15 protein-coding genes are annotated in these 12,713 nt (G+C 45.7%); 13 read left to right on the forward strand and 2 right to left on the reverse strand.

The window, feature by feature from the left end:
- Nucleotides 1-84: 84 nt before the first annotated feature.
- From ACZ1GZ_RS03655 to ACZ1GZ_RS03685, 7 genes are all read left to right on the forward strand, one after another.
- Nucleotides 85-423, forward strand: a complete 339-nt coding sequence (locus ACZ1GZ_RS03655) for a DUF1049 domain-containing protein (RefSeq protein WP_472667098.1) — start codon at nt 85-87, stop codon at nt 421-423.
- 35 nt (nt 424-458) lie between these two features.
- Nucleotides 459-1,607 carry an RsmD family RNA methyltransferase gene (locus tag ACZ1GZ_RS03660; RefSeq protein WP_472667100.1) on the forward strand — a complete coding sequence of 383 codons (1,149 nt, stop codon included), beginning with the start codon at nt 459-461 and terminating at the stop codon, nt 1,605-1,607.
- On the forward strand, nt 1,604-2,443 hold the full coding sequence (locus tag ACZ1GZ_RS03665) for a TrmH family RNA methyltransferase (RefSeq protein ID WP_472667101.1): 840 nt from the start codon (nt 1,604-1,606) through the stop codon (nt 2,441-2,443). The genes ACZ1GZ_RS03660 and ACZ1GZ_RS03665 overlap by 4 nt, the downstream gene beginning before the upstream one ends.
- A complete protein-coding gene (gene lspA / locus ACZ1GZ_RS03670) occupies nt 2,443-2,976 on the forward strand; it encodes a signal peptidase II (RefSeq protein WP_472667103.1) in 534 nt (177 codons plus the stop codon). The genes ACZ1GZ_RS03665 and lspA overlap by 1 nt, the downstream gene beginning before the upstream one ends.
- Before the next feature lie 72 nt (nt 2,977-3,048).
- On the forward strand, nt 3,049-3,336 hold the full coding sequence (locus tag ACZ1GZ_RS03675) for a hypothetical protein (RefSeq protein ID WP_472667105.1): 288 nt from the start codon (nt 3,049-3,051) through the stop codon (nt 3,334-3,336).
- Between the two features lie 96 nt (nt 3,337-3,432).
- Nucleotides 3,433-4,305 carry a l-ornithine N(alpha)-acyltransferase gene (gene olsB, locus ACZ1GZ_RS03680; protein WP_472667107.1) on the forward strand — a complete coding sequence of 291 codons (873 nt, stop codon included), beginning with the start codon at nt 3,433-3,435 and terminating at the stop codon, nt 4,303-4,305.
- A 208-nt stretch (nt 4,306-4,513) separates the two neighbouring features.
- Nucleotides 4,514-5,506 carry a BMP family lipoprotein gene (locus tag ACZ1GZ_RS03685; protein ID WP_472667109.1) on the forward strand — a complete coding sequence of 331 codons (993 nt, stop codon included), beginning with the start codon at nt 4,514-4,516 and terminating at the stop codon, nt 5,504-5,506.
- Nucleotides 5,507-5,590: 84 nt separating this feature from the next.
- On the opposite strand, the gene ACZ1GZ_RS03690 is transcribed toward ACZ1GZ_RS03685, so the two are convergent.
- Entirely contained in the window at nt 5,591-5,791 is a 201-nt protein-coding gene (locus tag ACZ1GZ_RS03690) for a SlyX family protein (RefSeq protein ID WP_472667111.1), read from the reverse strand.
- A gap of 103 nt (nt 5,792-5,894) precedes the next feature.
- Between ACZ1GZ_RS03690 and ACZ1GZ_RS03695 the strand changes: the two genes are divergently transcribed.
- Genes ACZ1GZ_RS03695 through deoA form a run of 6 tightly spaced genes read left to right on the forward strand, consistent with a single transcriptional unit; the run spans nt 5,895 to nt 12,098 of the window.
- Nucleotides 5,895-7,445: an ABC transporter ATP-binding protein gene (locus ACZ1GZ_RS03695; RefSeq protein ID WP_472667113.1), complete on the forward strand. Its 1,551-nt coding sequence runs from the start codon at nt 5,895-5,897 to the stop codon at nt 7,443-7,445.
- On the forward strand, nt 7,445-8,578 hold the full coding sequence (locus ACZ1GZ_RS03700; RefSeq protein WP_472667115.1) for an ABC transporter permease: 1,134 nt from the start codon (nt 7,445-7,447) through the stop codon (nt 8,576-8,578). Before ACZ1GZ_RS03695 ends, ACZ1GZ_RS03700 begins: the two co-directional genes overlap by 1 nt.
- Nucleotide 8,579: 1 nt before the next feature.
- Entirely contained in the window at nt 8,580-9,551 is a 972-nt protein-coding gene (locus ACZ1GZ_RS03705; RefSeq protein WP_472667117.1) for an ABC transporter permease, read from the forward strand.
- Nucleotides 9,535-9,945 (forward strand): cytidine deaminase, encoded by a 411-nt coding sequence (gene cdd / locus ACZ1GZ_RS03710; RefSeq protein WP_472667119.1) that lies wholly within the window; start codon nt 9,535-9,537, stop codon nt 9,943-9,945. The genes ACZ1GZ_RS03705 and cdd overlap by 17 nt, the downstream gene beginning before the upstream one ends.
- Entirely contained in the window at nt 9,942-10,748 is an 807-nt protein-coding gene (locus ACZ1GZ_RS03715; RefSeq protein ID WP_472667121.1) for a purine-nucleoside phosphorylase, read from the forward strand. Before cdd ends, ACZ1GZ_RS03715 begins: the two co-directional genes overlap by 4 nt.
- 24 nt (nt 10,749-10,772) lie before the next feature.
- Entirely contained in the window at nt 10,773-12,098 is a 1,326-nt protein-coding gene (gene deoA / locus ACZ1GZ_RS03720; protein WP_472668226.1) for a thymidine phosphorylase, read from the forward strand.
- On the opposite strand, the gene ACZ1GZ_RS03725 is transcribed toward deoA, so the two are convergent.
- Complete coding sequence (locus tag ACZ1GZ_RS03725) at nt 12,082-12,627, reverse strand: retropepsin-like aspartic protease family protein (RefSeq protein ID WP_472667123.1); 546 nt, start codon at nt 12,625-12,627, stop codon at nt 12,082-12,084. The two genes, deoA and ACZ1GZ_RS03725, sit on opposite strands and share 17 nt — an antisense overlap.
- Nucleotides 12,628-12,713: the final 86 nt, after the last annotated feature.

Here is a 12,713-nt window from a genome sequence, read left to right on the forward strand (position 1 = left end):
TTCTTGTTTGATGATTGCAATTTATCGGGGACGATCTTAAGTCTTCCCGAGACGTAGAATTTTTGCTCAATCAGGTCTTGCAATATGTTTAAGAAAATTATCCGAGTCGTCATTTTTATCCCAATTGCATTGGTTTTGATTTTATTATCAATTGCTAATCGCCAATCCGTGACACTTGCGCTCAATCCATTTGAGCCCGCTGATCAACTTTTGTCGCTTAGTGCGCCGTTTTTCGTATTTTTATTCATTGCCCTGATGATCGGCATGGTATTGGGATCAATGATTACCTGGTTCAAACAAGGCAAACATCGTCAGCGCGCGCGCGAAGAAGCTGCAGAGTCTACAAAGTGGCATTTGGAAGCTGATAGGCAAAAAGAAAAAGCTGATAGCCTCGCCAATCAAGTGGTGACGACTAATTCCTAGCGGCACGCGATAATCGTATGCATTGAGGTTATAAATTGGCCCAAAAATCACGGCATCCAGGAAAATCTGTAGCTTCAAGATCTTCAGGTATGAAATCTACCAGCACGCAGGGTCGCCATAAACCTACAAACAAAAAACCAGCAAAACACCACGACGGCAAATCTTCGGTGAGCCCAAAACCGAAGCAAGTTGCGGCACAAACCTTGCAAAAACGACCCGCCCGCTTAGGCCAGCGGCCCGATGAAAATATACCGCTTATTTTGGAAGCTGGTTATTCAGAGCAATATCGATTGATCGATAGCGGGCTGAATGAAAATGGCCAGGGTGAAAAGCTTGAGCAATATGGCCCTTACCTAATCATTCGCCCGGAAGCACAAGCTCTGTGGCCAAAATCACAAAGTCCATCGCTTTGGCAAAAAGCCGATGCATTGTTTACGGGGGATGTCGAAGAAGATGGATTAGGTCGATGGCAATTTCCTAAAGGTGCCCTAGGGGAAACCTGGCCAATGGCATTGCTTGATACCGATTTTTATGGACGCTTTACTTCCTTTCGACATGTGGGCGTGTTCCCTGAACAATTAGCGCATTGGCAATGGATGGCACAGAAAATTCAAAGTTCTGATCGACCATTAAAAGTGCTCAATCTTTTTGGATATACAGGTGTTGCAAGCTTGATCGCGGCACAACATGGCGCAGAAGTTACTCATGTGGACGCATCAAAGAAAGCAATTGGTTGGGCACGTGAAAACCAAGAACTTGCTCAATTGGGCAATAAACCCATTCGCTGGATTTGTGATGATGCGATGAAGTTTATTTTGCGCGAAGAACGACGCGAAAAAACCTATGACATTATCCTTACCGATCCACCTAAATTTGGTAGGGGCCCCAATGGCGAGGTGTGGCACTTGTTCGACCACCTTCCCAATATGCTTGATATTTGCCGAAGCATTTTAAGTCCAAATGCTGTTGGGTTGGTCCTAACAGCCTATTCTATACGCGCATCATTTTATTCCATTCACGAATTAATGCGCGAAACCATGCGCGGTGCAGGTGGAGTTGTAGAATCGGGCGAATTGACCATTCGAGAGCGCGCGGAAGAAGGCCCGTTAAGCGATGACCAAACAGGCGACATGCGAGGTCGTGCACTTTCAACCTCACTATTTAGCCGCTGGGTGCCAAAATGAACGATCTCTCAAAACGTAAAGTCGGCACTGTTAAGGAAATAACCAGCCTATCCAACCCGATCATCAAGGATATAAAAAGCCTTACTCAGAAGAAGAACCGGGATGCGAGCAACAAGTTTATCGCCGAAGGGCTTAAGCTGGTGATCGATGCGATTGACCGCGGTTGGGAAATTGAGATCTTAATCTATGCAAAAGCGGCTGCGCAAAAAGATATCGTTCAAAAGACTGCTGCAAAAGTTGTGGCTAATTCCGGACTTGTATTAGAAGTCACTGAGAAAGTTCTGACATCCATAACAAGGCGCGATAACCCACAAATGGTCGTTGGCGTCTTTAAACAAAAGTTCACTCAACTAAGTCAGTTAGAACCCCAAAGTGGCGATACATTTATTGCGCTCGACCGTGTTCGCGATCCGGGTAATTTAGGCACAATTATCCGCACCGCAGATGCTGCCGGCATTAAAGGTGTTATTCTAGTTGGCGCAACAACGGATGCGTTTTCCATTGAAACTGTACGGGCTACAATGGGGTCTGTTTTTGCAATGCCAATTTCTAAATGCGATGTGGAAGCGTTTTTAAACTGGCAAAATGCGCATGATGTCTCTGTTATCGGCAGCCACTTAAAAGGCAGCGTAGATTACCGAACCATTGATTACAAAACTAAGCCAACAGTCTTACTTATGGGTAATGAGCAAGCTGGACTACCCGATGAATTGGCGTCAAAATGCGATCAACTTGCGCGTATCCCGCAGGTTGGGGATGCAGATTCGCTGAATTTGGCAATTGCGACAGCATTGATGAGTTATGAAGCACGCCGGCACCTTTTGGAGCTGGACTAATGTCGTTGCAATCTGAAAGTACTAACCAACAACCAAGATCCAATCGCTTTTTCATAGGCGCGTTGATTATATCGCTCAGCATCATCCTTGATCAGGTGTCGAAATTACTGGTTGAATTACGATTGCCATTTGGCGAGGTCATTCACGTTTTTCCATCTTTTGCCATGTACCGCACTTGGAATGAGGGAGTGGCATTTTCATTTCTATCTAATCACGGAAGCACAGCGCTGGTTGTGTTAGCCGTTGTGGTCGTTGGTATTGTTATCTGGCTGTGGAAATCATCGCCAAAAGAACGTTTATGGTTAAGTGCTGGTTATGCGATGATCATTGGTGGTGCAATTGGAAACATTATTGATCGTGGACTTTATGGCCATGTTGTTGATTTTATTATGGTATATTATCAAAATTGGTCATTTGCGATCTTCAATATCGCTGATTGTTTTATAACAATTGGGGTTATTGTAATTATCCTAGATGAGCTTTGGGTGGCTTACAAAGCCAAAAACTCAACCCAAAATGACACCAATTCATAAAATTTGAACGATCAAAACAAGCATTTAGATAATTGATAGTGCTATCAATGCTACATGACTGATCCAATTACTATGCAAAGACAACTTGCAGAAAAACTAAATGCCAAACTAGAAGCCACAAATGCACCTAACCTTGCCCAGAAAGCGAGTTTGGAAAACATTGAGCTGGTTGAGAAACCCACGGCGCTTGGTATTTCTGAAAAGGACGTGATTGCAATTGATGAATTACAATCGCGACTGCAAGCAGAAACAAAACCCAAAAATGAACCTGCGCCTGAGAAAACAAATCAGCCAATATTGATCGCAGTATTCATGTTCGCGTTAGCAGCAATTGTTATTGGTGGTGAATACCTGCTTTAAATTTCAGCCAATATTGAGATATTTGTTTGTAAGTGCTGACTTTTGTCATGCATTTGTCGCACGAATTCGTTTATAAGGGGTGCAAATCAATCGGAGTTGCATCTCATGAATGTTGTGAACCAGCCTATAGATTTTCAAATCAGCCAATCGCAAACAGAAGCGGTTCAGTCCGCGCAAATACTGGGGCGCATTGGATCGCTTGAAGTTCGTCTAACATCTGATGCACAAGACATAAGAGCTGCCCAGGCTCTGCGTTACAAAATTTTCGTTGATGAAATGGGGGCAACACTTTCCCCTTCCGCTATGGCGCTCGAACTCGATTTTGATGAATATGATCAATATTGCGAGCATTTTATATTGCTAGATACCAGCATTGTAGGTGGTACAAGCGAGCAGATCATTGGCACTTATCGAATTTTAAGCCAGCAAGTTGCCGACCAACATAACGGGTTTTATTCGCAAAATGAGTTTGACATTAATGCGCTCACTAAACGACATAGCGATAAGCGCTTTGTCGAATTGGGTCGCTCCTGCGTTTTGAAAGAATACCGAACTCGCAGATCTGTTGAACTCCTGTGGCAAGGTATTTGGGCTTATTCCGGACAACATAAAATAGATGTAATGTTTGGATGCGCATCATTTTTTGGTGGCGTGCCTGCGGCACATGCACATGCGCTTTCATTTTTATATCATTATGCCAAAACATCGGACGAATGGAGTGTTGCGGCTAATCCAGCTATTGCGCATGAGATTGATCTCATGCCCAAAGAAGCGATCGTTACGAAACAGGTGTTTGCTGCACTGCCCCCGCTTATAAAAGGCTATTTACGACTAGGTGCCTCTTTTGCACCACAAGCTGTCATTGATAGAGACTTCAACACAACGGACGTATTGGTCATGTTGCCAGTCTCCCAGATAAGTGAAAGATATATCAAACACTACCGTCCGAATGCGGATCGCTTTAGCTGATATATTTACCAGTCTAATTTCCAAAACAAATAAATTTTTTGACTATTTGGACAAAAAACAAAGATTTCGCGTGAAATTTAAAATTAGTCATGCAAGTATATCGTCAACCTTACGTTTCGACGTTCGGGAGAGGTCGTAGTAACGCGCTAATTTTGCATTGGTCACTGTTGTTACGATCAACGTAAATTATAACAATAGGGTACAGTCAATGAAACGTACGCTTCTTAGCCTTATGGCTTCAGCTCTTATGTCTGCGACAGCGCTTGCTGCAGACGTTAAACCAGCCATCCTTTTCGATTTGGGTGGTAAGTTCGATAAATCCTTCAACGAAGCTGCATTTAACGGTGCAACTAAGTTTAAAGAAGAAACTGGCGTCGATTTCCGTGAGTTTGAAATCTCAAATGATGCTCAGCGCGAGCAAGCTCTTCGCCGCTTTGCCCGCGATGGTAACAATCCAATCGTAATGGCAGGTTTCTCATGGGCCGGCGCATTGGATAAAGTTGCAGCTGACTATCCTGAAACAGATTTTGCGATCATCGACATGGTTGTTGATCAGCCAAATGTTCGCTCAACTGTGTTCAAGCAGCATGAAGGTTCCTACCTTGTTGGCATGATGGCAGCACTTGCATCTAAAACAGGTACAGTAAGCTTCGTTGGTGGCATGGATATTCCGCTTATCCGTAGCTTTGCTTGTGGTTATGTTGGTGGTGCGAAAGCTGCAAATCCAGACATCAAGATCATCGAAACTATGACAGGTACAACACCAGAAGCATGGAACAACCAAACAAAAGGTGCTGAGATCACTAAGTCTCAAGTCGACCAAGGTTCTGATGTTGTTTTCCAAGCAGCTGGTGGTACAGGCATTGCGGTTCTTCAAACTGCAGCTGACTCAGGCATCTTGGGTATCGGTGTGGATTCAAACCAAAACGGCATGCATCCCGGTTCAGTTCTAACATCTATGCTTAAGCGTGTTGATGTTGCTGTTTACAATGCATTCATGGACGCCAATAAAGGCGAATTCTCATACGGCTTCAGCGTTCTAGGACTTGAAAGCGGTGGTGTTGGATATGCCATGGATGACAACAATGCATCACTTGTATCAGCAGACATGGAAGCAACTATCGAAGCTGCTAAAGCAGACATTATTTCAGGCAAAGTGACAGTTCACGACTATATGTCTGACAACAACTGCCCATACTAATATCTGAACGTTTTAAGAGGCCGCCGCAGATTCATTTCGTGGCGGCCTTTTATAATAACAAGGTCATAATAAGACCGGGGACGTTTAATAATGGGGAGGCTTTGTCGCCGCAGGTGCACCTACTTGCTCTTCAAGGTCAGCATAATGTTCAGACAAATCTTCGAGCGTTCGCGATAGCTTGTCGATGGTTTTCCATTGTTTTGCAAGCTGATCAGACAGATCTTCGATTTGCTGCGATTGATGTGCGATCAACTCTTCTAATTTCACAATCCGATTTTCATCCATGGCTTTACGTAACCTCTTTGATGTTGAATACGCGGGTGCTTTTAAATTCCGTCTGGACAAAAGCCTCTAAACTGTCGAGAGTAAAGAAAAATATAGGCGTGATATGAATAATTTTGCTATTGAGCTTCAGAAAATTAATAAGAGCTTCGGTCCTGTTCATGCAAACAAAGATATTGACCTGAAGGTTTCAAAAGGAACCATCCACGGCATTATTGGCGAGAATGGTGCAGGTAAGTCGACGCTGATGTCGATCCTTTATGGGTTCTATCACGCGGACAGTGGCAATATTCTTATCGATGGCAATAAGACAACCATCAAAGATTCAAATGCTGCGATTGCCGCAGGTATCGGCATGGTTCACCAGCATTTCATGCTGGTTGAAAATTTCTCAATTTTGGAAAACATCATTTTGGGCGCTGAAGGTGGGCAATTACTCAATTCCGGCATCGCCAATGCGCGCAGCGAGTTAAAACGCTTAAGCGATGAATATGGCCTGGATGTTGATCCAGATGCTATTATTGAAGATGTTCCAATTGGCGTGCAGCAGCGCGTTGAAATTCTGAAAACACTGTATCGGGGCGCGGATATTTTGATTCTTGACGAACCGACAGGTGTTTTAACACCGGCGGAAGCTGATCAGCTGTTTGAAATCCTCGAGCTTTTAAAACAGCAGGGCAAAACTATCATTTTAATTACGCACAAGCTGCGTGAGATTATGGCCATTACCGATGATGTGTCTGTTATGCGCCGTGGCGAGATGGTGGCGACACGCACGACAAAAGACACGAATGTCGAAGAACTTGCTGAGCTGATGGTGGGTCGACGTGTGCTTTTGCAGGTTGAAAAAGGACCAGCAGATCCAAAAGATGTTGTGCTTAAAGTTGAAAACTTAAATGTCCGCGATGGCCGCGGTGTACCGATGGTCAAGGACGTATCTTTTGAAGTACGTGCTGGCGAAATTGTTGGTATTGCTGGCGTTGCAGGCAATGGTCAATCCGAGCTGATGGAATGCATCACGGGTATTGAACACGCAGAATCTGGGCGCATCATCCTAAATGGTGAACCTATTGGCGTTACTGGCGGAAGCAATCCCTCTGACATGCGTGATCGCGGGATGGCGCATGTTCCAGAAGATCGTCATCACATGGGTCTCGTGCTTCCATTTGAGGAGGCTGAAAATTCGATCCTGGGCATTCACCAGCGCCCTGAATATAACAAAGGGATGTTCCTCGATATTGAAAACATTCGCAAAGATGCAAATGAGAAAATCGAGAAATACGATATTCGCCCGCCGAACAATCGGCTTAAAACCGCCAATTTCTCTGGCGGCAATCAGCAAAAGATTGTGATTGCTCGTGAAATTGAAACTGATCCCGAAGTCTTAATCGTTGGCCAGCCAACCCGCGGGGTGGATGTGGGTGCGATTGAATTTATCCATCGACGGATCATTGAAATGCGCGATGCTGGAAAAGCGATCCTTCTCATCTCAGTTGAACTTGATGAAATCAGATCACTTGCTGACCGAGTGCTTGTGATGTTTGACGGTAAAATTGTTGGCGAACGCCCACCTGAAACCGAGGAAGGCGCATTTGGTCTTTTGATGGCAGGTATTGAAGACGGCGATACGACAGTACAAAACGGGGAGGCAGGATAATGGCTGCACCATATGCAAAACTGCCCAAATGGGTCGATTATGGCCTTATGCCGGTTATAAATATCCTCGTGGCATTCCTCATTTCTGGCCTTGTTGTTTGGCTTGCTGATGAAAGCCCATTAAAAGCTGCTGGTCTTTTGATCAAAGGTGCCTTTGGTTATGGCGAAGGCATCGGCTATACGCTGTTTTATGCCACAAGCTTTATCTTTACCGGTCTTTCTGTGGCAATCGCCATTCACTGCGGATTGTTCAATATCGGTAGTGAGGGACAGGCCTATATCGGCGGTATTGGCGTCGCGCTCGCATGTTTGGCATTTGATTCCACTCTGCCTTGGTTCTTGGTCTTTCCGATAGCGATCGCTGGTGCTGCAATTTTTGGCGCTCTTTGGGCGTTTATCCCTGCTTATCTGCAAGCCAAACGTGGCAGTCATATCGTGATTACTACGATTATGTTTAACTTCATTGCTGCCAGTTTGATGATCTATTTGCTCGTGGATGTGTTTAAACCAGACGGTACCATGGCGCCGCAAACACGCGGATTTGAAGCGGGTGGTCAATTACCACGTCTTGATTGGCTGTTTGGTATCTTTGGTATTCGCACAGGCGCAGCGCCACTTAACGTGTCATTTCTTTTAGCACTCGTTGCAGCCTTTGTAGTTTGGGCGATTATCTGGCGTACGCGTTTGGGTTATGAAATCCGAACGCGAGGCTTTAGCCCCACGGCAGCAAAATACGCCGGGATCAACGAAGCGCGCGTGATCATTATTACCATGATGATTTCAGGTGGCCTTGCGGGCATGATGGCGCTCAACCCGATTATGGGTGACCAGCACCAAATGCAACTCGACTTTGTTGCGGGTGCAGGTTTTGTGGGGATTGCTGTCGCTCTTATGGGTCGCAACCATCCAGCTGGGATCATCCCTGCTGCCATTTTGTTTGGTGTGCTTTATCAAGGTGGCGCTGAAATCTCATTTGAGATGCCCAATATTTCGCGCGATATGATCGTGATCATTCAGGGTTTGGTTATCCTATTTGCGGGTGCCCTGGAGAATATGTTCAGACCATTTATTGTGATGATTTTTGCCAATTTACAGAAATCTAGTTCGTCAAATGCGATAGAGGCGGGAGAGTAACATGGAATTTTTTGAAGCAACTATTCTCGTCCTGCAATCAACTGTTCGACTATCCGTACCATTGATTTTTGCAGCCCTTGCGGGTTTGTATTCTGAGCGATCAGGGGTATTTGATATCGGTCTGGAAGGTAAGATGCTTGCAGGTGCATTTGCGGGCGCTGCAATTGCCAGCCTTTACGAATCTGCTCTTTTGGGCCTATTTGGTGCAGTCGTCGTATCAATGCTGTTTGCGCTCATTCACGCATTTGCATCAATCACACAGCGCGGAAATCAGATTGTATCTGGTGTCGCGATCAACTTTGTTGCCGCTGGGGCGACCGTTATTTTGGGTCAAGCCTGGTTCCGCCAAGGTGGCCGCACACCGCCGCTCAGTTCAGGTGCGAAGTTTAATGCCATTGAATTACCGTTCGCAGCAGAAATGGCCGATGTTCCGATCCTAGGACCGATCTATTCTGATCTATTATCAGGCCATTTCGCGCTGACATATTTTGCTTTTGCGCTTGTGCCATTTACATGGTGGGTACTCTTTAGAACTCGTTTTGGCTTGCGATTGCGCGCAGTTGGCGAAAACCCAGCTGCGGTGGATACAGCCGGCATTTCCGTCGTCTGGCTTCGCTATCGCGCAGTGCTATGTTGTGGCGCGCTTTGCGGTTTTGCTGGCGCTTATCTCTCGATGGCGATCTCAGCAGGCTTTGGTAAAAACATGACAGCAGGCGCTGGCTTTATTGCGTTGGCGGCTCTTATTTTCGCCAAATGGAAGCCCGTGAATGTCATGCTCGCATGTTTGCTATTTGGTTTGCTCAACGCGATGGAAATTCGCTTACAAGGTAAGGAATTGCCAATTATCGGCGAGATCCCAGTTCAGTTCATGCAGGCCTTGCCATATATCTTAACGGTCATTTTGCTGGCAGGATTTATCGGAAAAGCGATACCGCCAAAAGCTGGAGGCGTTCCATATGTCAAAGAGCGCTGATCATCGAGCCGCACTTTTTGACGCTGCCAAATCCGCGATGGCATCGTGCCATGCACCCTATTCTAAGTTTCCCGTTGGTGCTGCGATCTTGGCGGCTAACGGAGAGATCTATCAAGGAGCAAATATCGAAGTCATTTCATTCCCTGAAGGTTGGTGTGCTGAAACAACTGCAATCAGTCACATGGTGATGGCGGGACCAACACAAATCATTGAAGTAGCGGTGATTGCAGAAAAGCTTGATCAATGCACCCCTTGTGGCGGGTGCAGACAGCGCTTGGCAGAATTTGGCAATGCAGATACCAAGATTCATTTATGCGATCAGACCGGTGTCGTGAAAACTGTAAAATTAGGTGATTTACTGCCCCTATCTTTTGCAACGGATGTAATCGCATGAGTTCTGAAGTCCAAAAATCTGTCAATCTCATCAAAGATAAAATAGGTACACTTGCCCCCAAACATGCAGTAATTCTTGGCTCAGGTTTGGGGGCGTTGACATCATCCCTAGTTGATCCGGTCCACATTGAGTTTTCAGAGCTTCCAGACTTCCCTCAAAGCGCTGTTTCTGGACACAAGGGTGAATTGGTCGCGGGAACGATTGAAGGTGTGCCGCTGATCATGTTGTCCGGGCGTGTGCATTATTATGAGCATGGCGACGCGGGCGCGATGCGACCCATCATTGAAACGTTCCATGAGCTTGGCATTGAAAACCTGATCCTGACAAATTCAGCCGGGTCCGTGCGTGAAGACATGCCACCTGGGTCTGTCATGCAGATCACGGATCATATCAATTTTTCCGGCAGCAATCCGCTTTTTGGTGAAGAAACTGATGGTCGTTTTGTTGGTTTGAGTAATGCCTATGATCAAAACATTATGACAAGGATGCGTGAAGCCGCTCATAAAGCTGAGGTTGAGCTCCATCAAGGCGTTTACATGTGGTTTTCTGGCCCAAGTTTTGAAACGCCTGCTGAGATTAAAATGGCGCGTATATTTGGTGCAGATGCTGTTGGCATGTCCACAGTACCAGAAGTGATTTTAGCACGGTTCTTTGGTATGAATGCTGCTGCTGCATCCATTATCACAAATTTTGCAGCTGGCATGACGGGTGACGAATTAAGCCATCAAGAAACCAAAGACATGGCGCCAATTGGCGGTGCAAACCTTGCCAAAATTTTAAAAACCATGTTTGCTGATCTCTAGCGAACAGGGAAAGGCGTTGGGACGATTACTTATCTACCGCAAGAACTCATCCGCATAAAAAGAGATAAGGGCGAATTATCTCGCGAGCAGATCAATGCGTTTATCTCAATGGTCAGTGACCAGCGTATGTCTGACAGCCAGACAGCATCGATGGCGATGGCGATCTTTCTCAATGGCATGACGCGCGAAGAAACAGCTGCCCTTACCTTGGCAATGCGCGATTCAGGAGATGTTCTTCACTGGCCGGACGCAACACGCCCAATTATCGACAAACATTCTACTGGCGGAGTAGGTGATAACGTCTCTTTGATACTTGCCCCCTTGGCTGCAAGCTGTGGGCTAGACGTTCCGATGATTTCAGGTAGAGGTCTTGGTCATACAGGTGGCACTCTTGATAAGCTTGAAGCGATCCCCGGCTATAACGCAACGCCGGATATTTCAAAATTTCGCTCTGTTGTGAAGGAAGCGGGATGCGCAATTATCGCCGCAACCGCTAACCTGGCTCCCGCTGACAAAAAAATCTATGCGATACGCGACATCACAGGAACCGTTGAATCAGTACCGCTGATCGTTGCGTCTATCTTATCCAAGAAGCTCGCCAGCGGCGTTCAGGGTTTGGTGCTTGATGTAAAATGTGGCAATGGTTCAACAACATCGGATACCGATGAAGCTGAAAGACTAGCGCAAGAACTTGTTGATGTTGCCACCAGTGCTGGACTTCCCACATCAGCGCTCGTTACTGATATGAACGAGCCGCTGGCAAGCGCTATTGGGAATGCCACTGAAGTTATCAACGCGATCGAATTTTTAACAGGCCAATCCCGCGATGTGAGGCTTTACCGAGTGATCATTCAGCTAACCGCTCATATGTTAATGGCGGGAGGAATAGCATGCGATTATTATAAAGCTGAAGCCACGGCGCAACGAAATTTATCCAACGGCAAAGCTGCTGAACTATTTGGCAAAATGGTGCATCAACTTGGTGGGCCAAAAGATATTGTTGAGAATTTTGAACAGCATTTGCCCAAGGCAAGTATAAAGCGTGAGATTAAAGCCACCAGAAGCGGCTGCGTGAACGCTTATAAAACACGAGATTTGGGTATGGCAATCGTTGCCTTGGGTGGTGGTCGCTCCCACCCTTCAGATCAACTGGATTATAGTGTGGGCCTAAGCGAAATTAAAACCATCGGAACAACGATTGAGGTGGGTGAGGCAATAGCGCTCGCGCATGTGAATTCAGAAGAGCAGTATGATGAACTGTCTAAGCGTTTTAACGCGGCTTGCGACATTGCGGATCGCCCTGCATTTATACGAAAGCCAATTTTGAAGAAAATTACTGCGTCAGAATGAGTTGGCCGTTTTCAATTTTAAACGACGATAATTTGTTTAAGAAACTCATTCCAATCAATGTTGAAGACAAAGCGCTATCATCGAGAATGAACACCTCAACATTTTTTGCTGAAACAGCGCCGAGCTCTAATCGGTCAATTGTTTTAAGCGCCGCTTTGACAATGCCATTGGCAGTTTCTGCCTTATGTTTAAAATCACTGCCAGTCACGCGTACACCAATGGAATGCGCCGTTGACCGGTTCATAGCAACATAGGTAGCACCAGTATCGATCAAGCCGTTTATCGCACGACCACCGGCTTTAAAATCTGCCAAAAAATGGCCGTGACCATTTGCTTTAATGCGTACTTGGCGTTTGCCTGTTGTATAATGCGCGTTGCTTGGAACAACCGCATCGGGCTTTGATACTTTTGCGGTATTATGGGGTTTTGGATCACTTTTGTCGCTCACATAAGAGGTTTCATTTAGAAACTTTGGCACGAAAGACATAGCAATGGCTAAAAATACAAATGGTACGATTTTTTGCAGCATAGTGACCTCATAAACAATAAAGCCAGCGTAGCTTGAAGATCAAAAGAACTCGTAAATTTCTACACTACGTCTGAAAGAAACCCAAC

This window comes from Lentilitoribacter sp. JB5-8, from assembly GCF_055693385.1.